The organism is Streptomyces sp. NPDC012935 (assembly GCF_042900345.1).
In the GTDB taxonomy this organism is placed as follows: Bacteria; Actinomycetota; Actinomycetes; order Streptomycetales; family Streptomycetaceae; genus Streptomyces.
The window spans coordinates 543,191-564,699 of sequence record NZ_JBIBBC010000003.1 but is presented as its reverse complement, the minus strand read 5'-3'; the positions used below and the strand labels follow the sequence as shown (position 1 = coordinate 564,699).

The window sequence follows — 21,509 nt, the reverse complement described above, 5'->3', positions numbered from 1 at the left end:
GACGTGACCCGTGACGTGACTCCGGACTTGCATCGCGACGCGCGCGCCGCCGCCGTAAGCCCTACCCGCATTTTCCTGAACCAGGGGGACCCCCTTCATGCACGCTGACCTCTCCCGCCTCACGTTCCGCCCGGAGCGTCGCTACTCGGCGGTCGTCGCCCAGCAGGGCCGCGTCCAGCTCGACGCCGACATCAACGAGCAGACCGCGATCCAGCTCCACCAGGCCCGCACCCTCGCCGCCGACCTGATCGGCCGGCACGGCGGGCCGCGCCACGCCGCGGGCTTCAAGATCGAATACGTGGGCGGCAAGCACGACATCGACACGCTCCTCATCCACGGCGGCCGCTACTACGTCGACGGCGTCCTGCTGGACGCGACCCGTCCGGCGCCCGGCGTGCCGGTGACGGACGACGACGCCGAGGAACAGGACGCCGCCGCCCCGCCCGCCTACTGGACCTACTGGGACCAGCCCGACGGCTTCCGCGACCCGGAGAAGCCGGGCGACCGGCTGCCCTCCCCGGCCCAGACGCCGTTCGTGGTCCATCTGCAGGTCTGGGAGCGCACCGTCTCCGCCGCCGAGGACCCCGCCCTGCGTGAGGTCGCGCTCGGCGCGGCGATGCCGGACACCGCGGCCCGCGTGAAGGTGGTCTGGCAGGTGCTGCCGCTGTCGCTGGCCGCGCTGGACATAGAGGAGACCGACCCGTCCAAGGAGGTCGTGCGAGCCGCCTTCGACAAGTGGGCGCACAACCAGGCCACGCCCACCGCACGCCTGGCCGCCCGCAGCGAGCGGCCCGACCACGCCGACGAGGACCCCTGCCTGGTCAAGCCGGACGCCCGCTACCGCGGCCAGGAGAACCAGCTGTACCGCGTCGAGGTGCACGCGGGCGGCGAGGCGAAGGACGCCACGTTCAAGTGGTCGCGCGAGAACGGCTCGGTGGTGTTCCCCGTCGACGAACTCGATGGCACCTGGGTGCAGTTGGCGTCCCTCGGCCACGACGACAAGCTGGACCTCGACGTCGGCGACCACGTGGAACTCACCGACACGGCGTATGCCTCCCGCCTCGAACCGCTGCCTCTGCTGCGGGTCGAGGAGCTGGACCTGCCGGGCCGCCGGGTCCGCCTGTCCGCCGAGCCCGACCCTGCCGTCGGACGGCTGCCCCACCTCAACCCCTTCCTGCGCCGCTGGGACCACCATGGCGGCCCCAAGCGCAAGGGGCGTACGACTGCCCTCAAGGGCGGTGCGGTCCCCGTGTCGGAGGGGGAGTGGCTGCCGCTGGAGGACGGCGTCGAGGTCTACTTCGCCAAGGGCGCGACCTACCGCACCGGCGACCACTGGATCATCCCCGCCCGCACGGCCACCGGCGGTGTCGAATGGCCCACGGACGCCGCCCGCCGCCCGCTGCTCCAGGCGCCCTCCGGGATCGTCCGTGGCTTCGCACCGCTGGCTCTGGTCAAGGGCGAGGGCGGCACCGTCGATCTGCGCCTGGCATTCAACCCGCTGGCCGGCAGCATCCCGGCCGCCGACGAGGCGACGCTCGCGGCGGAGGAGCAGGCGCGCCGCGAGGAACAGCGGGCGGAAGACCCCTCGGGCGGGAGGTCGCAGACCACGGCGGAAGCCGAGGCCGCGGCGGAAGGAGACGAGTAATGGCCAAGCCCCTGAGCGCGTCCAAGATGGTGGAGATCCTGCGGGCGGAGGGCCTCAAGGTCCACGAGGTCCGCAGCTGGCGCACCCACAACCGCAACAGCAAGGGCCCCTGGGGCCCGGTGAACGGCGTGATGATCCACCACACCGTCACCAAGGGAACCGAGGCGTCGGTCAGCATCTGTTACAACGGCTACTCGGGCCTGCCCGGGCCGCTCTGCCACGGCGTCATCGACAAGAAGGGCGAGATCCACCTCGTCGGCAACGGCCGCGCCAACCACGCCGGCCTCGGCGACAGCGACGTCCTGCGCGCCGTGATCAACGAGTCGAAGCTGCCGCACGACAACGAGGCCGACACCGACGGCAACGCGCACTTCTACGGCTTCGAGTGCATCAACCTCGGCGACGGCAAGGACCCCTGGCCCGAGGCGCAGAAGGAGGCCATCGAGAAGGTCTCGGCCGCGATCTGCCGTCACCACGGCTGGAGCGAGCGCTCGGTCATCGGCCACAAGGAGTGGCAGCCCGGCAAGACCGACCCGCGCGGGTTCACGATGGACGGCATGCGGGGGCGCATCGCGCAGCGGCTGAAGGGCGGCGGAGGAAAGCCGGACCCGGACCCGAAGCCGGCGCCCAAGCCGAAGCTCGAGCCCTTCCCGGGCAGCGGCTTCTTCCGCGTCGGCCAGAAGTCCCCGGTCATCACGGCCATGGGCCGCCGCCTGGTCGCCGAGGGATGCGGCCGCTACGAGGAGGGCCCGAGTCCCGAGTGGACCGAGGCCGACCGCCGCTCCTACGCCGCCTGGCAGCAGAAGCTCGGCTTCAAGGGCAAGGACGCGGACGGCATTCCCGGCAAGGCCAGCTGGGACAAGCTGAAGGTGCCCAACGTGTGACGTTCTGCGACCGGCACCGATACGGCCCAGGTACCCCGCGGGGGTGTCCTGGGCCGTTTTCGCGCGCCGGAAGGGTCTTGCTCCCCCGGCGGAAACCAGTCACACTGGATACCGAACGAATGGTCGGTTGGGAAGCGGGAATCGATGACGACTTCACACTCCGCCGAGGCGCCCCCCGAAGAGCCGCTCCAGGAGCACTTCGATGCGACGATCTCGCGCGACCAGCGGATCGAGCCGCGCGACTGGATGCCGGACGGCTACCGCAAGACGCTGATCCGGCAGATCGCGCAGCACGCCCACTCGGAGATCATCGGCATGCAGCCCGAGGGCGAGTGGATCACCCGCGCCCCGTCGCTGCGCCGCAAGGCGATCCTCTTCGCCAAGGTGCAGGACGAGGCCGGGCACGGGCTGTACCTGTACTCGGCGGCCGAGACCCTGGGCGCCGACCGCGCGGACCTGACCGACCGCCTCATCGAGGGCCGCCAGAAGTACTCGTCGATCTTCAACTACCCGACCATGAGCTTCGCCGACGTCGGCGTGATCGGCTGGTTCGTGGACGGCGCGGCGATCTGCAACCAGGTGCCGCTGTGCCGCAGTTCGTACGGGCCGTACGCCCGCGCGATGGTGCGGATCTGCAAGGAGGAGTCCTTCCACCAGCGGCAGGGCTACGAGCTGCTGATGACGATGATGCGCGGCACCGAGGCCCAGCGAGAGATGGTGCAGGACGCCGTGAACCGCTGGTGGTGGCCGTCGCTGATGATGTTCGGCCCGCCCGACGACGCCTCGCCGAACTCCGCGCAGTCGATGGCCTGGAAGATCAAGCGGCACAGCAACGACGAGCTGCGCCGGCGCTTCGTCGACATGACCGTGCCGCAGGCCGAGAAGCTCGGCGTGACCCTGCCGGACCCGGAGCTGCGCTGGAACGCCGAGCGCGGGCACCACGACTTCGGCACCCCCGACTGGGACGAGCTGATGCGGGTGATCAAGGGCGACGGGCCCTGCAACGACCAGCGTATGGAGCGGCGCAGAAGCGCCCACGACGAGGGCGCCTGGGTCCGCGAGGCGGCCACCGCCCACGCGGCCAAGCAGGCCGCCCGTGCGGAAAAGGGAGCGGTGGCATGAGCGCCGACAAGCAGAGCTGGCCGCTGTACGAGGTGTTCGTGCGCGGCAAGCGAGGGCTGAACCACGTCCACGTCGGTTCGCTGCACGCCGCCGACGACCGGATGGCGCTCACCCACGCGCGCGACCTGTACACGCGACGCAACGAGGGTGTCAGCATCTGGGTGGTGCGCTCCGAGCACATCACCGCCTCGACCCGCGACGAGAAGGACCCCTTCTTCGAGCCCAGCGCCGACAAGGTCTACCGCCACCCGACGTTCTACGACATCCCCGACGACGTCCCGCACATCTGAAGGAGAGGGCATGAGTGACGACCACGTCTACATGACCCTCGCCGAGGGACACGACGACGACACCCGCTGGGCGTACGGCACCGGCTTCGAGGACCCGCTGCACGGCGTGGACACCACCGTGCCCGAGGGCGTCGACGCCGGTGAACTCGCCGCCACCTGCGTCGCGTTGGCCGACGACGCCCTGATCGCGGCCCAGCGCCTGGGCGAGTGGGTCACCCGCGCCCCCGAGCTGGAGGAGGAGGTGGCGCTGGCCAACATCGGCCTCGACCTCCTCGGCCAGGCCCGCCTGCTCTACTCCCGCGCCGGCCAGGCCGACGGCACCGGCCGCGACGAGGACGCCTACGCCTACTTCCGCGACGCCGGCGAATTCCGCAACGTACGCCTGGCCGAACTGCCCAACGGCGACTTCGCGTTCTCGATCGTCCGGCTGCTGGTGTTCTCCAGCTGGCGCCTGTCCCACTTCGAGCGCCTTGCGTCGCACCCGGACCCAGTCCTGGCGGCGATCGCCACGAAGGGCGTCAAGGAGCTTGCCTACCACCGGCAGTACGCCGCGGAGTGGGCGGTGCGCCTGGGGGACGGCACGCAGGAGTCGCACCGCCGGATGCGCCGCGCCCAGGAGCAAGTGGCCCCCTACCTAGGCGAGTTGTTCACGGCGTACGACGTCCGCGACGAGGTCGTGACCGTCCTGCGCCAGGTCACCCGGGCCGCCGGACTGCCCATGCCGGTGTACCGCCCGCTGCCCGGATCCGGCCGCGACGGCGAGCACACCGAGCATCTCGCCCCGCTGCTCGCCGAGTTGCAGGGCGTGGCCCGTGCCCACCCGGAGGCGACATGGTGACGACCCTGCTCGAAGCCCGGCGCGCCCGGCGCATCGCCGACCAGGTGCCCGACCCCGAGCTGCCCATGCTCACCCTGGCCGACCTGGGCGTCCTGCGGGACGTCGAGCTGACCGAGGACGGCACTGTGGTCGCCAGCCTGACCCCGACCTACTCGGGGTGCCCGGCGATGGCGGAGATGCGGGCGGACGTCGCGGCGCGCCTGCGCGAGGCGGGGTACGAGCGCGTGGAGATCCGCACGGTCCTCGACCCGCCCTGGACCAGCGACTGGATCACCCCGTCCGGCCGCCGCAAGCTCACCGAACACGGCATCGCGCCGCCCGGCCCCGCCCCGCGCGACGCGGGTCCGGTCGCGCTCGTGCTGTCACCCACCCGGCACGCGGTGACCTGCCCGCGCTGCGGCTCGGCGGACACCGAGGAGACCTCCCGCTTCGCCGCCACGTCCTGCAAGGCGCTGTGGCGCTGCCGCGCCTGCCGCGAGCCGTTCGAGTACGTCAAGGAGATCTGAATGGAAGGCCTGAGCAAAGAAACGACGGCTGCGCCGGTACGCCCGCGCCCCCGCCGCCGTCCGGCCTTCCACGCCCTGCGCGTCGCCGCCGTGACGCCCCTGTGCGCGGACGCGGTCGCCGTCGGGTTCGACATCCCGGCGGAGCTCGCCGAGGAGTTCGCGTTCGCGCCCGGGCAGTCACTGACGTTGCGGCGCGAGATCGAGGGGCGGGACGAGCGGCGGTCGTACTCGATCTGCTCGCCGGTCGGGTCGATCCCGCGCATCGGTGTCCGGGTCGTGCCCGGCGGCCTGTTCTCGTCCTGGCTCGTGGGCGACGTCCGTCCCGGCGACACCGTCGAGGTGATGGCCCCCACCGGCGCCTTCACCCCCGACCTCACCACGCACGGCCATCACGTGCTGATCGCGGCGGGCTCCGGCATCACGCCCATGATGTCCATCGCGGAGTCCGTCCTGGCCGCCGACGACCGTTCGACGGTCACCCTCCTCTACGGCAACCGGCGTACCGACACGGTGATGTTCGCCGACGAACTCGCTGACCTGAAGGACCTCTACCCGGCCCGGTTCCAGCTCGCCCACGTGCTGTCCCGGGAGCCGCGCGAGGCCGAGGTGCTGTCGGGACGTATCGACGCCGAACGGCTCTCGACGCTCATCGACGCGCTGGTCGACGTAGAGACCGCCGACCACTGGTGGCTGTGCGGCCCGCACGGCATGGTCCGGGATGCACAGGGGGTCCTGGCGGGCCTCGGGGTCCCGGCCGAGCGGGTGCATCAGGAGCTGTTCTACGCCGACGACGAGCCCGTACGGGAGGCGGTCCACGAGGAGAGCGGCCCGCAGGGGCCCGTCAGCCAGGTCACGATCACCCTCGACGGCCGGTCGACCACCGCCGCCCTGCCGAGGGAGCGGTCCATCCTCGACGGTGCCCAACGGACCCGCCCCGACCTGCCGTTCGCCTGCAAGGGCGGCGTCTGCGGCACCTGCCGTGCTCTGGTCACCGACGGCAAGGCGGACATGCGCCGCAACTTCGCCCTGGAGACGGCCGAGGTGGACGCCGGCTATGTCCTGACCTGCCAGTCGTACCCGGTCTCGGAGACGCTGACGGTGGACTACGACAGCTGACGGCTGGACGAGCCGACCCGGCGGGAAGGGCTGAGTCGGCAGGAAGAGTTGAGTGGCGAGGAAAGCGAAAGGACTATTTCAAGAAGGAGTTGAGAAGGAAGTCCCTTCATGGCCTCGCCACGGCCGACTCTAACAGTCACGCGGGGATCAGGTCGCGCAGATTTTCGGGGGTCAGGATCCGGGAGTCCGGGTGCAGCCCGTCGGGGCGCTGGAGACCGATGTAGGTGACCGGCCCGTCGGGGACCTTCGCGCCGTCCCACAGGGTCGTGGTCGTGGCGTCCATCAGGCCCGTCAGGTAGCGCACCGTCAGCTGCTCGCGCTCCACGATGCCCCGCAGCAGCGTCGCGACCGACACCCGGTTCTCCTCGACCCGGTTGGCGGCCGGCGTCCCCTTCAGGTACAGGTGCAGCCATTTGGCACGCCACCGCCCGTCGGGCCCCCGCAGGAACGCCAGCGGCAGCGCGACCCGGCCCGGGCCGCGCAGCTCCGACTTCATGCGCACGGTACGCGGCTCGAACGGGCGGCCCTGCTGCTCGCCCTCACGCAGCATGAACCCGAAGAACGACTCCTCGACCTCCTCGAAGCCCTCCCCGGCGAAGATGTTCACCTGCGGCACGATGAAGTCGCCGCGCACGGCCCCCAGGCGCAGATTGATGAACTCCGAGGCGCCGTCGGGTGCTTCGGTGATGTCACCGGAGTGCTCGCCCTCCAGGTCCTTGAGGTTGGTGTATGCCAGCCAGCAGACCGTCGCGAACTCGGCGTCCAGCATCAGCGCCGACAGGTCGTAGTCGGTGCGCCGGTCGGCCTCCTTCCAGTACACGAAGAACCGCAGCAGCTCGCCGTCCACCGCAGACAGCGAGCCGCGCGGCAGCACGCCGAGCCCGGCCGCGCTCGCCCGGCCGCTGAGCGGCAGCGCCACATCCAGCACGTCCGGGTCGATCAGCAGGTGGCCCGGCGTCGGCAGCCGGCGCCGTATCTCGGCGTCCAGTGCGGCGATCAGGCGCTCACGCTCGGGCGGCAGCACGGGCGGACGGTCGTCCTCGGTGACCCAGGCGCGGCCCAGCCGGTTCACGAACACCCGGCGCTCACCGGTGTCCTGCGCGCGGTTGGCGAGGTGCTCACGCACCGACAGCACCACCCGGCCGGACACCTCGCCCACGACCTCCTCGGCGGCGGCCGTCACCGCGAGGCGCTCGTCCTGGTCGAGGGCCAGCCGCAGCAGCCGGTCCAGGGAGCGGAACAGCTTGCCCGGGGCGGACTTCAGCAGCTTCGCCGCGCCCGTGATGTCGTTCATGCCGAGCAGCTCCTCGACCCGGCTGTCGAAGGAGCGCGCCTCCTTCTCGCGCCGGGCGACCGCGAAGACGTCGGCGGCGTGCGGCCACCGCGGGTACTCGTGCGGGTGCAGCCGCTCGCCGAGCCGCTTCCACGCCTCGCGGTGCGCGTGCACGTCGGCCAGCTTGGCGGGGGACGCGGCGACGACGCCGTCCAGGCCCGCGAGCAGCGCGCGGCGCACCGGACGGGACAGCGCCCGGAACCTGGTCGGCGCCTGCAGCGTCACGTCGCCGCCCGACAGGGCGCAGGCCAGCCGCAGCACATCGGTGACCGTGTCCAGCAGCAGCTCCGCACCGGCCTTCAGCCGGGCCTCGTTCACGACGGCACGGTTCTCCCGCACGGGGATCGTCCCGGGCTGCGGCGCGTCCACGCAGTGCCTCGCGAGGACGCGCAGATCGCGCAGGTCGTCCTCGCCCAGCGGCGTGCTGCTGCCCGCCAACCCCAGGTACAGGGAGGCGACTTCGGCCTCCGCGTCGCCGCCCAGGTGCAGGACCGTCATACGGTCGCCCGCCGCGGAGATCAGTTCGTCGTGGTGGCCGAGCATCTCCGTGTAGGTGTGCTGGTAACGGCCGTACGAGGGCAGGGTGAGGAGATTGACGAGCCCGTCGCTCAGCTGCTCCAGAACGCTCGGGCCTGCGGTGTCGTCGGCCAGCGCCTCGGCGACACAGCGCATCCAGAAGTCGTACGTGTCCGGCACGTTGGCCGGGAAGTCGACGAAGTACACGTTGTGCCGCACATGGTCGCCGACCATCTCGCGGACCGTGCTCAGCGTTCGCACGGCCGTGTCGACGACCGTGCCCTCGGACAGCCCCGACAGTCGCGCCAGCAGGTCCGCCGACAGCTTGAATCCCACGGACATGAGCGCTGCGTCGAACTGCCGTGCCGCGACGGCGCCTTCGCCCGCGGGTCCCGCGGGGGAGGGGAGACGGTGGACGTGCCGGATGACCAGGGGTTCGAGACGGTGGACCATCCCGGGATCGTCCCAGAGCAGGGCGCACGGGCGCATTCGGGTTTTCGTCCCCGAGGCGGGCATCCACACCTCTCCTACGCGCCGGGAGTGCGCAAATTTGGCGGGTATCGTTCCCGGTTCGGCCGGGCATCGTTAGTTGGCGGGGTTTGAGGGTGAGAGAGGGGAAACATGCCGTCGTCGTCGATGCGGTCGGTCGATGCACAGCCACAACCGGTACTCAGTCCGCCGGCGCCCGTCGCCGTCTTCCTGGTGGTGACGATCGAGCCGGGCGGCGAACCCGCCGTGCACGATCTGCTCACCGGTCTCGCGGGGCTCATACGGGCCGTCGGGTTCCCGAGCCCCGACAGCGGCCTGTGCTGCGCCACCGGAGTGGGATCCGCCGCGTGGGACCGGCTGCTCGGGGACCCGCGTCCGAAGGAGCTGCATCCCTTCAGGGAGTTGCAGGGGACGCGGCACCGCGCCGTGTCGACCCCGGGTGACCTGCTCTTCCACATCCGGGCCGCTCGCACCGATGTGTGCTTCGCCCTGGCCGCCGAGATCATGAAGCGGCTGCGCGGCGCCGTCACCGTCCAGGACGAGGTCCAGGCCTTCGCCTACTTCGACTCGCGCAACCTCCTCGGCTTCGTCGACGGCACCGAGAACCCCGTCGGCCAGGCGGCGGCCGATGCGGCGATCGTCGGTGACGAGGACCCCGCGTTCCGCGGCGGAAGCTACGCGATGGTCCAGAAGTACGTGCACGACGTCGACGCCTGGGAAGCCCTCGCGGTCGAGGCCCAGGAGAAGGTGATAGGCCGCTCCAAGCTGACCAACATCGAGCTCGACATGCCCGGCTCCCACAAGGACGTGAACACGATCACCGGCCCGGACGGGGAGGAGCTGGAGATACTGCGAGGCGCGATGCCGTTCGGCAGGCCGGGGCACGGAGAGTTCGGCACGTACTTCGTCGCTTACGCGCGGACCCCCGAGATACCGGAGACCATGCTGCGCAAGATGTACCTCGGCGGCCCGGAATCCGGCCCCGACCCGATCCTCGACTACTCGGAGGCGGTCACCGGAACCCTCTTCTTCGTCCCGTCGGCCACCTTCCTGGAGGCGCTACCGGAACGGCCCGCGGCGGACTGATCCCCGCTGGAGGGAGGCGGGCTGCACGCGTCCACTGGGGCGGCTCGCCTCACCCGGCTACGGCGACAGGGAGGCGGCGGCGACAGGGAGGTACCGGCACCCGCGAGGTCAGGACTGCTCCGCCGCCCGGTCCGCGTCGCGCTGCTTCAGGCGGGCCGCCTCCTTGCGGACCTCGGCCTGGGTCGAGCGCTCCTTGATCAGCCACTCGGGCTGCTCCTGCTTCAGGGCCTCGATCTGCTCGGTGGTGAGGGCCTGCGTGACGCCGCCGCGGGCCAGCCCCGCGATGGAGACGCCCAGCTTCTGCGCGACGACGGGACGGGGGTGCGGGCCGTTCGCCCGCAGCTCCTGCAGCCACGCGGGCGGGTCCGTCTGGAGCGCGTTCAGCTCGGCGCGCGTGACGACGCCCTCCTGGAACTCGGCGGGGGTGGCTTCGAGGTACACACCCAGCTTCTTGGCCGCGGTCGCGGGCTTCATGGTCTGGGTGCTTTGGTGCGACGTCATGGTCCCAAGGGTATCGACTGGGTGAACCGATGCTGACCACGGCCGGTAGCCTGGCCTGGTGACAGGCTCGGAAGTACCCCCGTCGTTCCGGCTCGCCTACGTCCCGGGCGTGACCCCCGCCAAGTGGGTGCGGACCTGGAACGAGCGCTTCCCCGACGTACCCCTCACCCTCCACTCGGTGACCGCCGCCGAGGCCCCAGACGTGCTCAGGGACGGCGGGGCCGACGCCGGTTTCGTACGGCTCCCGGTCGACCGTACGGTCCTCAGCGCGATCCCTCTCTACACCGAGACCACGGTCGTCGTCGTCCCCAAGGACCACGTCGTCTCGGCGGTGGACGAGGTGACCGCCGAGGACCTGGCCGACGAGGTCGTCTTCCACCCCCTCGACGACGTCCTCGACTGGGAGCACCCGCCGGGGCAGCCCGCCTTCGAGCGCCCCGCCACCACCGCGGACGCCGTCGAGCTGGTCGCGGCGGGGGTCGGCCTGCTCGTCGTGCCCCAGTCGCTGGCCCGGCTCCACCACCGCAAGGACCTCACCTACCGGCCGCTGGTCGACGCCCCCCAGTCGAGCGTCGCGCTGTCCTGGCCGGAGGACGCGACCACCGACCTGGTCGAGGACTTCATCGGCGTCGTCCGCGGCCGCACGGTCAACAGCACCCGGGGCCGTACGACCTCCAAGGCCCCGGCGTCGGAACAGCCGAAGCGCAAGCGCGCCGAATCCTCCGGCACGTCACGGCGCCAGCCCGCGGCAGGGGGCCGAAGCGGCCGCACCGGCTCCGGCGGAGCCAAGGGCACGAAGGGCGCCAAGAGCCCCCGGCGCGGCAAGCCCCGCCGGTAGTCGTGGCGGACGACCGATGATCCGGTAGTCGTGGCGGACGACCGATGATCCGGTAGTCGTGGCGGACGACCGATGATCCGGCCGCCGGGCCACTCGGTGTGTTCCGCGCGCCTGCGTTCCAAGCCCCGCAGGTCCTTGCCGCCCCGGAGGCGGATGCGCGACATCGATCATCATGGCTCCAGCAGCCCCCGCGCCGGGAGTCGAGTGCTCGGCGCGGGGATCCCGTCGCCCGGTCAGGGAGCGTACGTCGCCTGCTCCGCCGTACGGACGGCTTTCTGCCCGTCGGCCTGGCTCAGCGGACCGGCGGTGACCCAGGCGTTCACGGTGGACCGCACGCGGGAGACCAGCGCACCCTTGCTGCTGAACGGCGCCCCGGCCCAGATCTCGTCCAGCAGAGTGGTGCCGTCGGACCTCGCGGGGTTGGTGACGCCGGAGTCGGAGTTGCCGAAGATCAATCGGGGTTCCGAGCGCCGGAAGTAGGCGTGGGTCGGGTCCTCGGTCCCTTCGAAGAAGGGGGCGAACTCGGTTCCGGCGAGGGTGTAGTGGAGCGGCTTGCCGGACACGGGCGTGAGTGACGGCAGCAGATCGCCCGACAGCCCGGCGTTGCGGTACAGGCCCAACTGCAGATGACCCGTTGAGGAGTTGCGGCCGACGAGATTGACGGGCCCGTAGAACAGCGTCTGCAGCGCAGGGTCGTCGATCGCCTTCTCCACCCGGAGCCGGAAGGGCATCGCGATCCGCACGGTGTCGCCGCTGCGCCACGTCCGTGACACGGTGAAGTAGTTCCCCGGTGTCGGAGTTCCGCTCACCGCATGGCCGTTGACCGTGACCCGGAAGCCGGCGGCGGCCCACGACGGCACCCGCAGCCGCAGGGCGAAGGCCGCGCTGCCACCGCCGAAGGTGAGCGTGGTGCCCTGCTCCCTGGGGAACGTGGTCGTCTGAGTGACCGTCACTCCCTTGTCCGTCCACGTCAGTTGCGACGGACTGTAGAGATTGACGTACAGCGCACTGCCGTCGGCTGCCTTGAAGTACACCGAGTCCTGGTACTTGGTGGCGCTCTCCATGCCGGTGCCCTCGCAGCAGGTCGTGCCCTGCTTGGGCGTGTAGTCCCGCACATGACCTGGCGTCAGCCCGATGAAGTACGTGACCAGCGGCTTCTCTGCGTCCGGCTTGTCCTGCTTGGAGCCGAGGACCTGGTTGTAAAGCGCACGCTCGTAGTAGTCCATGTACTTCGGCTGCTGCTCGTGGAAGAACAGCGTCCGGCTCAGCTTCAGCATGTTGTAGGCACAGCACGTCTCGGCGGTCGTGTCGCTGATCGTGCCCGCGATCACATCGCGCGCCTTCCAGAACTCGGCGGTACTGGTGCCCCCGATGCCGTACATACGGTGGGGGACGACCATCCCCCAGAAGTTGCGGGCGGCGTCGAGATAGCGCGCCTCGCCGGTGGCGTCGTACAGCCGCAGGTACCCGGTGAAGATCGGTATGTGCTGGTTGGCGTGCAGCCCGTCGAGGATGTCGGTGTTCGCGGCGGAGTTGTCGATGAGCCGGTCGAGGTCGAACAGCTGGGCCAGCGCGAGGTGTTCGGCTTTTCCGGTGATCGCGTGCAGGTCGCAGATCGCCTCGACGATGCCGCCGAACTCGCCGCTGGAGAACAGCCCCCACATGCGCTGCAGCGTGGCCTCCGGCAGCTTGGACAGGCGGGAGTACATCCAGTCGCACATGCCGGACGCGAGATCGAGGGCCCGTGCGTCGTCCGTGGTGAGGTAGGCGTCCAGCACCCCCCTGAGGATCTTGTGTGCGGTGTAGTACGGCGCCCACACCTTCGTGTAGTCGCTGCTCGTCCTCGACTCCAGGTCGATGAACTGCGTCTCCGGGTACGCCGCCAGGAACCCGGGGTGGCTGGGGCCGCCCCAGGTGCGGCGCAGGGTGGCGGTGAGGCCGCGGCCGGAGGCGTCGGCGAACGTCCCGCCGGAGGTCTCGTCGAAGGCGTAGGACGCCAGGTCGCCGCGACCGGAGGGGACGTCGGCCGCCCGGCTGCTCTGCAACTGCGTGATCTCCGCGGCGGTGAGGGCGCGTGACCAGGCGTTGAACTCGTCGTAGGCGCCCGCGAAGACCGGGTCGGTGGCGAAGTTGGAGCGGCCCAGCCAGTGGTTGGTGAGGGTGCCGAGGGCGGCCGGGGAGAGGGACATCGCCGTGTTGCGGGTTACGGCGGTGCCGTTCACGTACAGCGTCCCGGTGCCGTCCGCGATCGTGACCGCGAGGTGGCTCCACTGGTTCAGCGGCAGCGGGGCGGTGCCGTCGAGGCCCTGCTCGCCGCCCGGCCCGTTGGTCGTGATGGCGAACCGCGGCACACCGGCGGCGTTGCGGGCGGCCAGGTACAGGTACCGGGTGTTGTCGTTCCCGAAGTCGAAGACCCGCGTCCAGTTGGCGTCGTGGGTGGGCTTCACCCAGGCGGACAGGGTGATCGCGGAGGCACCGCCGAGGACGGCGGCGGGCAGATCGACGTACTCGTAGGAGCCACGGACGTGCTCGGCGGCGGTGCCGAACCTCCCGCTCACGCTCAGCACGGCAGGGTCCTTGCGCAGCGCCGCGCGCACCTCGGTCAGCGCCCCGACCATGGTACGGATCTTCTCGACGAACACCTGCTCGCCGGTGCCCGCATAGGCCTGCGACAGCATGGTGAGGAAGTGCCCGGTGTAGTGCCCGCGCAGATTGCCGTTCGCCTCGCCGTCGAGCCCCTCCCACCCCCCGGGGGCGACCGCTCCACCGGTGGGGAGGCCGGCGTTGGCGCGGAAGACCTGCAGCAGCCGGTTCACGTCGTAGCCGCGGGCGTGGTCCAGCATCAACTGCCGCTTGTCGGCGAAGAGTCCGGGCCTGAGGGCCACGTCGCCGAGGGCGAAGGGCCGGACGCTCCAGGCGGAAGGTACGACGGCCACGGACTGCGCCTCCTGAAGTGCGGCCGAGGCGGCCGAGGCCCGGCCGGTTGCCGAGTGGCTGATCGCGGGAACCGCCGCGGCGAGGGCGGCGGCCCGGAGAAGGGATCGTCTGGAGAGGGGCGGGGCCATGTGTGCTCCTCCACGAGGTCAACGCGTCTGATATATCGAACATTGTGCGGATGGTCGACCAGACGTTATGCGTGAGCTGAGGAGGCGTCAACGGTGCTGACGGGATTGGGCGTTCACGGGATCGGACGTTCAGCTGATGCCACGGCGATGGTCGGCCGGGTGGCCCGGCCGACGCCTACGGGATGTGGGTCAGGACGAAGTCCAGCGCCGCGCTCACGTTCACCAGACCGGCTCCGGTGGCCTCGTCGGGGCCGGGGCGGGCCAGGATGTCGAAGGCGTTCATTCCGGAGGTGACGTCGGTGGCGGTCCGGGCGAGCGCTTCGGCGACCTGAGCGGGCGTGAGTCCGGGGCGGGCCTCCAGGAGCAGGGCCGCCGCTCCGGCGATCTGGGGCGCCGCCGCGGACGACCCGGAGAACAGCGCCCAGCCGTCATTGCGTGACGTCCCGTCGCCCTCGTCGCTCTCGTCGACGTCGATCGTGCAGCCGGGCGGAATCGGGAGCATGAGGTACTGGGCGAGGGGCGCCAGACCGACCAGCCCGGAGACCGTGGGGACGACGATGCCGTCGAACCAGGGACTGGCGTAACCGCTCGTGTAGTCGGACGCCCGAAGCCTGCCTTGCGGATCGGAGAACACCCCGCCGACCGACAGCACTCCGGGCACCTGCGGCTCGATCGAGAAGTGGCCGTTGCCCGCGGCGAAGACGACGACGATGTTCTGCTCCACCGCGTCCAGGATCTCCAGAACCCAGACCTTGTCGGTCTGCGCCAGCGGTCCGTCGGCCGGGAAGCCGACCTTCCCGCCCCAGGAGTTCGTCAGCACCTGTGGCCGCTCCGCCTTGGCGCGCATGAAAGCGGCCACGGCGGCGGTCAGATCGCCCCTGCGGTTGCTCCCCCGGTACGGAAGAAGCCGGGCGCTTGGTGCCACGGCGAAGATGTTCGCCGACTCGCCCGTGCCATGCCCCACGGGATCCTCCGTGGGGCTGGTCCCCGGGACCACCGCCACGGTCGGCGCGATGTCGTAGCCGTGCGTCGTGAAGTAGGCGTGCGGGGCCTGGCCCGTGTCCACCATGGCGACCCGCACGTCGCTGCCCACGTGCCCCTGCTCGTGCGCACGGGTCGCGTTGAGCAGTGCGGCCACGTCGTCCGGCAGTCTGAGATGGAAGTTCGCCACCATCGGAGGCTGCGCCGTGGCCGGGACGAGGCGCATGGGTACGCGCGGCGTCTCCAGCGCCACGGCCTCGATGCTCTCGTCCCCGGGAGCGGCACCGATACCGAGGGCGGCCGGCTGACGGTCGCCGATGATGTCGAGGTGCGTCACGGAACGCTGCCGGCCCATCTCGACCCGCTGGCTGACCTCGTAACTCACGATCCTGCCGGTGGTCAGCTGCTCGAACGCCGCCGGGGTGCCGGCCACGGCGAAGCCCAGCCGGCTTTCGGCCGTCACGGCCAAACCGGCCTGCCGCGCATGCTCCTTGGCCCGCTCCCTGACGCCCTCCTCGGCATGGAACGGCCTGGCCGACGCGAGACTCGTCGCCTCGGTCATCGGAACCCCGCCCTGCGATCGCGCCGACACATAGCCGTACACGGTGTCCGGAACGTTGTGCTCGTAACTGGGCGTGTTCGCAGCCATCGGTGCCTCCGGACAGCGTGGGTGTGCCTCACCTTGCCCTGAACTCACGTGTCTCCACAGTGAGTACGCCTACGGGTTCAATCCTCCCATTGCTTGCTGATAGCCGCAAAAGGTGATAATTGCCTGCCCAGTTGGCAAGCGCCCCGAGTCAGCGGGAGGCCACCGACCGTACGAGCCAGTCGTACGCACCCCGCGCCGTGAACTCCTCCTGCCCGCCCCGCAGCAGCAGTCCGGCCGTCGCGAACTCCGGGGCGTCCGCCTGGTCGGCCACGTACGGGACAGCGATGCAGCGCATGCCGGCCGCGTGTGCGGCGGCAGCGCCCGGGGCGGCGTCCTCGACGACGACACAGTCATCCGGTGTCACGCCGAGCCGGCGTGCCGCCTCCAGGAAGACGTCGGGGGCGGGCTTGCCCCGGTCGACCTCGTCGGCGGAGACGACGCTGCGCAGATGGGCGTCCAGGCCCGTGCCGGACAGGATTGCCGTGATGGCCTCGAGCGACGAACCGGAGGCGACGGCCAGCCGGACGCCCTCGGTCGACAGGAGCTCCACGAACTTGCGCATCTCCGGGTACGCGCGCGTGGCTGCGCGAGCGAGATGCAGGTACCGGCGGTTCTTGGCGGCGAGCAGTTCGTCGACGGACGCCCTGAGGCCGTACTCCCGCTTCCAGAGCGTGACCGTCTCCAGCGTGCTGATGCCGACGTACCGCTCGTGATCCGACCATGTGAAATCGGGAACGCCGTGCTCGGCGAGGACCTGGCGCCCCGCCTCGTAGTAGTTGGGCTCGCTGTCCACGAGTGTTCCGTCGAGATCGAAGATGACCGAAGTGCTGCCGAGACCGCTCATGGCCCCAGGATGTCAAAGGTCATTTCCGGGCCGCGGCCCGCCGGATCGACTCCACCAGGGGCAGCAACCGGTGCGGGACCCGCTCGCGCAGGGCCACCTCGGTGCGGGTGCGGACCACGCCGGGCAGGCTGATCAGCTTCTGGATCACGTCCTCCAGGTGGGCGTTGTCGCGGGCCACCACCCGGGTCAGCAGATCGCCTCCACCCGTGATCGAGAACGCCTCGACGATCTCCGGCACGGCGGCGAGCTCGTCGCCCACGTCGTCGAGGTGCCCCTGGGTGACCTCGATGTGTACGAACGCCAGCACCGGATGTCCGAGAGCTGCGGCCGAGAGCGCCGGCGCCGTGCCGGTGATCACGCCGTCCCGCTCCAGCCGGTCGAGGCGGGCCTGCAGCGTGCCCCGCGCGACGCCGAGGATGCGGGCGTACTCGCGCACGCTGGTGCGGGGCTGCTCCAGCAGGAGCCGCAGGATGCGGGTGTCGAGCTCGTCCACGGTCATGCCGTCCGGCCTCCTTCGCCCCGTGTCCGCATCCGCGAGCGCCCCCGGACCGCCCTGGGCCGCCTTGGGCCGCCTTGGGCCGCCATGGCCCGGCATGGTCCGTTGGCTCGCCGGTGGACGTACGGGGACCGTTATGTCTGTGCCAATGGCTCAGTATTCCAGGTGCCGCTTGAGCCAGGCGGCTCCTGGATGCTGCAATGAGCCCGTCGATGGCGCTGCGGATCCCGCGGCGCCTTTTTCATGCCGGAGCAGAGGGGCGGGACGCAGTGCTGAAGAGGGTGTTCGTGGCGCCGGACCCGGGGCGGGCGCGGCTGCGCTTCGCCGTGCGGGCCGTGCTCGGCATCGGGCTCGCGGTCGTCGTCTGCGGACTGGCCGGACACTCCCTCGTCGGTGCCGTCACCGGCGGGCTCGCCGCGCTGCTCGCGCTCTTCACAGTCACCGACGCCACGGTCCGCGGCCAGGCGGTCACCACCGCTCTGCTGCCGTTCGTCGGTCTGCCCGTCCTGGCGGCGGCTGCCGAGCTGCACGACCAGCCGGTCGCCCGCGACCTCACCTTCCTCGCCGTCGTCGGTGCGGGCGTGTACGCGCGCCGCTGGGGGCCGCGCGGCCACAGCCTCGGTGTGTTCGCGTTCATGACCTTCTTCGTGGCGCAGTTCCTGCAGGCCACCCCGGGCCGGCTGCCCGAGCTCTACGCCGCCGTACTGCTGTCCCTGCTCACCGCGTCCGCGGTGCGCTTCGGGCTGTGGTGCTACGAACGCCGTCTGCCCCCGGCGCCGGTACCTGCGCCGCCGGGCGGCACCGGACTGGCCCGCGTGACCACACGGCAGGCGATCCAGGCCACCGCCGGCGCGGGCTTCGCGCTCGTGGTGGGCCAGCTGGTGTCCGGGCACCGCTGGTACTGGGCCGTCGGCGCCACCTGGTGGATCTTCGTCAACACCACTTCGCGCGGCGAGACCCTGGTCCGCGGCTTCCGCCGGGTCCTCGGCACGGTGATCGGCATCGGCCTCGGCCTGCTCGTCGCCGTCCCGGTGGCCGGCGAGACGATCCCGACGGCCGCACTCCTCACCGTCTGCGTCTTCGGGATCTTCTACACGGCCGCCGTCTCCTACACCTGGATGATGCTCTGCGTCACGGTGCTCGCCGAGCTCCTCTACGGCCTTCTGGGCGTCCTCGATCCCGCCCTGCTGGCGTTGCGGCTCGCCGAGACCGGCGTCGGGGCACTCGGCGCCGCACTGGCCGTGCTGTTCGTGCTGCCCGTGACCACGCATGCCGTCAACGACGCCTGGATCCAGCGCGCCCTGCGCTGTGTCCACGCCGCCACCGCCGAGGCCGCCGCACGCCTGGGCGGGGACGAGACCGCGGACCCGGCCTCGCGGCTGGCCGAGCTCGAGCAGCTGCTCGGACGGGTGCGGCTGGCACTCGCCCCGCTGGTGCATCCGCTGAACCCGATGTCGGCCCGCAAGCGACGCGCACGCCACGTCCTGGCCCTGCTCGACGACTGCGCCCGGGAGATCCGGGGTCTGGCCGCCGTCGCCGCCGACCCCGAGGCCTCGCACGACGCCCGCCTGGCCGCCGCGTGCTGGCGTGTCGAGGCCGCGGTCGAGGCGCTGACCGGCGGTGCGGATGTCGACGCCCCTCACACGCACCCGACGGAGTCGGATCCCGCACTGACCCATCTGCACGGCCTTGAACGAGCCCTGTCCGAACTGTCCCAGCCCCTGCGCACGCCTTCCGGGTCACGACTCGTCGGAGCCTGAGAACGCCGGGCGGACGGGAGGCCCCGCGTGACCCGCCCGCCCGTCACCCGAGCCGCCCCCGCCCGCCCGGACGGCCAAGTCGCTTTATCGGCCACCTAGTGGGTGGATCACGGGATCTTCCGGGTACCCCCGCGTCATCGGACGCAAGGAACTCGCGAGCCGTGCGGGAGCGGCCCGCGGGTGAGCCAGCCGGGGTGTGCCCATGCGTGTGACCTCGAGCAGCGCCACGCCCGTCTGCCACCGGGCCTACGAGGCGGCGCGGTGGCATCCCGCCCACGGGTATCACCCCGAGGCCAGAGCCCGGACCGGCGGAGAACACGACCCGTACGCGCCGACGTTTTGTACGGCTCTTGGTCTAGACCGATGATGATCCGCTGCTACCGTCAGCCCGGACGGCACCCGACCGGAAGGGGACAGCGGTGGCAGATGACGGCAGGCGCGCACGGCGGGCCTACATCGGGTCGTTCACGGCGGCCGGAGGCCCCGGGATCGTGACGGCGTCCGTGGCCGCGGGCAGCGGCGCGCTCACCGTTCTGGGAGGCGCGGACGACCTGCCCGACCCCGCGTACCTGGCCCTGTCGCCCGGCGGCGACACGCTCTACGCGGTCAGTGAGACCGCCGAGGGCGCGGTGGCCGCGTACCGCGTGAGGGGGGACAAGCCGGAGCTGATCGGATCACCGGTCCCGGTCGGCGCCGGCGGACCCACCCACCTCAGCCTCTTCGCCGGCCACGTCCTGACCGCCAACTACGGCTCCGGCAGCGTCACCGCCGTGCCCGTCCGCGCGGACGGCACCCTCGCCGGCGCCCCGTCCGCAGTTCTCCGGCACACCGGCTCGGGTCCGCACACGCCACGCCAACAGGGCCCGCACGCCCATCATGTGCAGCCCGACCCGAGCGGCCGCTGGGCCGTCAGCGTGGACCTCGGCACCGACTCGGTGCGGGTGTGCACGCTGGCCGGCGGCACACTCGACGTGCACCGGGAGATCGCCCTGCGGCCGGGCTCGGGCCCTCGCCATCTGGCCTTCCACCCCCACGGCCCGTACGCGTACGTCGTCAACGAGCTCACCCCCACCGTCACCGTCTGCCACTGGGACGCCGACGACGGCACGCTCAAACCGCTGACGGAGACGCCGGTCCTGCCGGGCGGCCCCGCCGGCGACGCCTACCCGTCCGGCATCGTCGCCTCGCCCGACGGCCGCTTCGTATGGACCGCGACCCGCGGCGAGGACGTGCTGTCGACGTTCGCCGTCGAGGGCGAGGAACTACGGCTCGTCGGGACCGTGATCTGCGCCGGCCACTGGCCGCGCGCACTCACCGAGGCGGACGGTTTCCTGTACGTCGCGAACGAGCGCTCCGGTGACGTCACCTGGTTCGCCCTGGACCCCGACAGCGGGCTCCCGCGCTACGAGGGCTCGATCGAGGTGCCCGCGGCGTCCTGCGTGGTCATCGGCCCCGACGCCGGCACGGAGTGACCGCACGCCGAAGGGCCCGCCCCGGATGCGGAGCGGGCCCTTCGGCGTCACGACTGCGACGCGCACGTCAGACGCGCGGTCCCGTGCAGATCGGGCGGCGTCAGCGCACCGGCGTGCCCTGCGCCTGCTGCGGTGCGATACCCAGTGCCGTCGTGTACTTCGACAGGGCGAGCTTGCCGATCGCCGGGTACGGGCCGAGCGCCTCGGCGGCGGAGCAGCCCACCTCGTGAGCGGCGTCCGCGACCACGCTCGGGTCGATCTCCGGCCCTATCAGGTACGGCGCCAGCGCCAGCTGCTGGGAGCCCGAGTTGCGCAGCTGCTCGGCGACCGCCGAGATCGAGCCGTCCTGGTCCAGGGCCGCCGCCATCACCGGCACGGCCAGGCGCGCGGCGAGCAGCATGCCGGTGATCCCGGCCGCCTGCACGGCCTCCTCGCCGCCGACGGAGGCCAGGATGATGCCGTCCGCGGCCGTGGCCACGGTGAACAGGCGGGCACGGTCGGCGCGGGCCAGACCGGCCTCGGACAGGCGCACGTGCAGCGCCTCGGCGAGCAGCGGGTGCGGGCCCAGCACATCGGTCAGGTCGGCCGCGACGCGGCTGTCCATCACGGCCTGGCGGATGACGCGCAGCAGCGCGCTGTCCGGGCCGGCGAGCAGCGGCACGACGACGGCGACGGGGCCCTCCGGCTCCTTGGCCTCCACCCCTGCGGCGATCGCCTGCTCATAACGGGCCGCGCGCTCCTCGGCGGCGTGCACGAGCACCGACTGGAGCGTAGGGAACTCCACGTCATCGCCGTCGACGTACCCGATCCGGGCGTCGAGGCCGGGGAGCTCGGAGCGGGCGATGCTCACGACCTCCTCGGCGAGACCGCGGGTCGCGGCGCTAGGCGTGCCCGGCACCGCGAGGACGAGCGCGGGCGCGCCCTCGGGAGCCGCCAAGGGCTCGGGTCGGCGGTGCCGCCCGGGCTGACGAGGTCGCGGCATTCGTACTGGCAGGCCGGACGCGGGCCCAGTGGGGGAGCTCATGGCGACGCATGTTACTGGCTTCTTGGGCTCCCCTGTTCGGGGAGGGTGCAGGTG

General features: G+C 71.5%; 18 protein-coding genes. 11 read left to right on the top strand and 7 right to left on the bottom strand.

All coding sequences use genetic code 11. The annotated features are described in order from the left end of the window. Nucleotides 1–97: 97 nt before the first annotated feature. The 7 genes from ACFY5C_RS11360 to paaE all read left to right on the top strand — a co-directional run bounded on the left by ACFY5C_RS11360 (nucleotide 98) and on the right by paaE (nucleotide 6,401). Complete coding sequence (locus ACFY5C_RS11360) at nucleotides 98–1,645, top strand: DUF6519 domain-containing protein (protein WP_389443188.1); 1,548 nt, start codon at nucleotides 98–100, stop codon at nucleotides 1,643–1,645. Further along, nucleotides 1,645–2,529, top strand: coding sequence for a peptidoglycan-binding protein (locus ACFY5C_RS11355; protein ID WP_389443186.1), 885 nt, complete (start codon nucleotides 1,645–1,647; stop codon nucleotides 2,527–2,529). Before ACFY5C_RS11360 ends, ACFY5C_RS11355 begins: the two co-directional genes overlap by 1 nt. Nucleotides 2,530–2,673: 144 nt before the next feature. Continuing rightward, nucleotides 2,674–3,651 carry a 1,2-phenylacetyl-CoA epoxidase subunit PaaA gene (gene paaA / locus ACFY5C_RS11350; protein WP_389443184.1) on the top strand — a complete coding sequence of 326 codons (978 nt, stop codon included), beginning with the start codon at nucleotides 2,674–2,676 and terminating at the stop codon, nucleotides 3,649–3,651. Further along, nucleotides 3,648–3,941, top strand: a complete 294-nt coding sequence (gene paaB, locus ACFY5C_RS11345) for a 1,2-phenylacetyl-CoA epoxidase subunit PaaB (protein WP_328883355.1) — start codon at nucleotides 3,648–3,650, stop codon at nucleotides 3,939–3,941. Before paaA ends, paaB begins: the two co-directional genes overlap by 4 nt. Before the next feature lie 10 nt (nucleotides 3,942–3,951). Further along, on the top strand, nucleotides 3,952–4,779 hold the full coding sequence (paaC, locus tag ACFY5C_RS11340; RefSeq protein ID WP_389443182.1) for a 1,2-phenylacetyl-CoA epoxidase subunit PaaC: 828 nt from the start codon (nucleotides 3,952–3,954) through the stop codon (nucleotides 4,777–4,779). Then, complete coding sequence (gene paaD / locus ACFY5C_RS11335; protein ID WP_389443180.1) at nucleotides 4,773–5,285, top strand: 1,2-phenylacetyl-CoA epoxidase subunit PaaD; 513 nt, start codon at nucleotides 4,773–4,775, stop codon at nucleotides 5,283–5,285. Before paaC ends, paaD begins: the two co-directional genes overlap by 7 nt. Next, entirely contained in the window at nucleotides 5,286–6,401 is a 1,116-nt protein-coding gene (gene paaE / locus ACFY5C_RS11330; RefSeq protein ID WP_389443178.1) for a 1,2-phenylacetyl-CoA epoxidase subunit PaaE, read from the top strand. 136 nt (nucleotides 6,402–6,537) lie between these two features. Here the strand turns inward: paaE and ACFY5C_RS11325 are convergent, their stop codons facing one another. Continuing rightward, the gene (locus ACFY5C_RS11325; RefSeq protein WP_389443176.1) at nucleotides 6,538–8,703 is read right to left on the bottom strand and encodes a TerD family protein; all 2,166 of its coding nucleotides are present in this window, start codon (nucleotides 8,701–8,703) and stop codon (nucleotides 6,538–6,540) included. A gap of 168 nt (nucleotides 8,704–8,871) precedes the next feature. On the opposite strand from ACFY5C_RS11325, the gene ACFY5C_RS11320 reads away from it, so the two are divergent. Continuing rightward, nucleotides 8,872–9,825 (top strand): Dyp-type peroxidase, encoded by a 954-nt coding sequence (locus tag ACFY5C_RS11320; protein ID WP_389443174.1) that lies wholly within the window; start codon nucleotides 8,872–8,874, stop codon nucleotides 9,823–9,825. 108 nt (nucleotides 9,826–9,933) lie between these two features. Here ACFY5C_RS11320 and ACFY5C_RS11315 read toward each other — a convergent pair whose 3' ends face one another. After that, nucleotides 9,934–10,326 carry a DUF5997 family protein gene (locus tag ACFY5C_RS11315; RefSeq protein ID WP_389443172.1) on the bottom strand — a complete coding sequence of 131 codons (393 nt, stop codon included), beginning with the start codon at nucleotides 10,324–10,326 and terminating at the stop codon, nucleotides 9,934–9,936. A 58-nt stretch (nucleotides 10,327–10,384) separates the two neighbouring features. Here ACFY5C_RS11315 and ACFY5C_RS11310 point away from each other — a divergent pair, with 58 nt between their 5' ends. Then, nucleotides 10,385–11,164: a LysR substrate-binding domain-containing protein gene (locus ACFY5C_RS11310; protein WP_389443170.1), complete on the top strand. Its 780-nt coding sequence runs from the start codon at nucleotides 10,385–10,387 to the stop codon at nucleotides 11,162–11,164. A 233-nt stretch (nucleotides 11,165–11,397) separates the two neighbouring features. Here the strand turns inward: ACFY5C_RS11310 and ACFY5C_RS11305 are convergent, their stop codons facing one another. The 4 genes from ACFY5C_RS11305 to ACFY5C_RS11290 form a co-directional block, all read right to left on the bottom strand. Continuing rightward, nucleotides 11,398–14,229, bottom strand: a complete 2,832-nt coding sequence (locus ACFY5C_RS11305; RefSeq protein ID WP_389443168.1) for a beta-L-arabinofuranosidase domain-containing protein — start codon at nucleotides 14,227–14,229, stop codon at nucleotides 11,398–11,400. A 175-nt stretch (nucleotides 14,230–14,404) separates the two neighbouring features. Then, on the bottom strand, nucleotides 14,405–15,859 hold the full coding sequence (locus ACFY5C_RS11300) for a S8 family serine peptidase (protein WP_389443166.1): 1,455 nt from the start codon (nucleotides 15,857–15,859) through the stop codon (nucleotides 14,405–14,407). Nucleotides 15,860–16,007: 148 nt separating this feature from the next. Next, nucleotides 16,008–16,703: an HAD family hydrolase gene (locus ACFY5C_RS11295; RefSeq protein WP_389443164.1), complete on the bottom strand. Its 696-nt coding sequence runs from the start codon at nucleotides 16,701–16,703 to the stop codon at nucleotides 16,008–16,010. Between the two features lie 19 nt (nucleotides 16,704–16,722). Beyond that, on the bottom strand, nucleotides 16,723–17,202 hold the full coding sequence (locus tag ACFY5C_RS11290; RefSeq protein ID WP_389443163.1) for an Lrp/AsnC family transcriptional regulator: 480 nt from the start codon (nucleotides 17,200–17,202) through the stop codon (nucleotides 16,723–16,725). A gap of 266 nt (nucleotides 17,203–17,468) precedes the next feature. On the opposite strand from ACFY5C_RS11290, the gene ACFY5C_RS11285 reads away from it, so the two are divergent. Both ACFY5C_RS11285 and ACFY5C_RS11280 read left to right on the top strand, forming a co-directional pair. Further along, complete coding sequence (locus ACFY5C_RS11285; RefSeq protein ID WP_389443162.1) at nucleotides 17,469–18,959, top strand: FUSC family protein; 1,491 nt, start codon at nucleotides 17,469–17,471, stop codon at nucleotides 18,957–18,959. Nucleotides 18,960–19,378: 419 nt separating this feature from the next. Beyond that, complete coding sequence (locus tag ACFY5C_RS11280) at nucleotides 19,379–20,431, top strand: lactonase family protein (protein ID WP_389443160.1); 1,053 nt, start codon at nucleotides 19,379–19,381, stop codon at nucleotides 20,429–20,431. Nucleotides 20,432–20,531: 100 nt separating this feature from the next. Here the strand turns inward: ACFY5C_RS11280 and ACFY5C_RS11275 are convergent, their stop codons facing one another. Further along, nucleotides 20,532–21,455, bottom strand: a complete 924-nt coding sequence (locus tag ACFY5C_RS11275) for a sirohydrochlorin chelatase (protein WP_389443158.1) — start codon at nucleotides 21,453–21,455, stop codon at nucleotides 20,532–20,534. Between the last annotated feature and the right edge of the window lie 54 nt (nucleotides 21,456–21,509).

Coding starts and splice junctions, on each gene's coding strand:
- ACFY5C_RS11360 (WP_389443188.1), top strand. CDS start 98: ATGCACGCTGACCTCTCCCGCCTCACGTTCCGCCCGGAGCGTCGCTAC.
- ACFY5C_RS11355 (WP_389443186.1), top strand. CDS start 1,645: ATGGCCAAGCCCCTGAGCGCGTCCAAGATGGTGGAGATCCTGCGGGCG.
- paaA (WP_389443184.1), top strand. CDS start 2,674: ATGACGACTTCACACTCCGCCGAGGCGCCCCCCGAAGAGCCGCTCCAG.
- paaB (WP_328883355.1), top strand. CDS start 3,648: ATGAGCGCCGACAAGCAGAGCTGGCCGCTGTACGAGGTGTTCGTGCGC.
- paaC (WP_389443182.1), top strand. CDS start 3,952: ATGAGTGACGACCACGTCTACATGACCCTCGCCGAGGGACACGACGAC.
- paaD (WP_389443180.1), top strand. CDS start 4,773: ATGGTGACGACCCTGCTCGAAGCCCGGCGCGCCCGGCGCATCGCCGAC.
- paaE (WP_389443178.1), top strand. CDS start 5,286: ATGGAAGGCCTGAGCAAAGAAACGACGGCTGCGCCGGTACGCCCGCGC.
- ACFY5C_RS11325 (WP_389443176.1), bottom strand. CDS start 8,703: ATGGTCCACCGTCTCGAACCCCTGGTCATCCGGCACGTCCACCGTCTC.
- ACFY5C_RS11320 (WP_389443174.1), top strand. CDS start 8,872: ATGCCGTCGTCGTCGATGCGGTCGGTCGATGCACAGCCACAACCGGTA.
- ACFY5C_RS11315 (WP_389443172.1), bottom strand. CDS start 10,326: ATGACGTCGCACCAAAGCACCCAGACCATGAAGCCCGCGACCGCGGCC.
- ACFY5C_RS11305 (WP_389443168.1), bottom strand. CDS start 14,229: ATGGCCCCGCCCCTCTCCAGACGATCCCTTCTCCGGGCCGCCGCCCTC.
- ACFY5C_RS11300 (WP_389443166.1), bottom strand. CDS start 15,859: ATGGCTGCGAACACGCCCAGTTACGAGCACAACGTTCCGGACACCGTG.
- ACFY5C_RS11295 (WP_389443164.1), bottom strand. CDS start 16,703: ATGAGCGGTCTCGGCAGCACTTCGGTCATCTTCGATCTCGACGGAACA.
- ACFY5C_RS11290 (WP_389443163.1), bottom strand. CDS start 17,202: ATGACCGTGGACGAGCTCGACACCCGCATCCTGCGGCTCCTGCTGGAG.
- ACFY5C_RS11275 (WP_389443158.1), bottom strand. CDS start 21,455: ATGAGCTCCCCCACTGGGCCCGCGTCCGGCCTGCCAGTACGAATGCCG.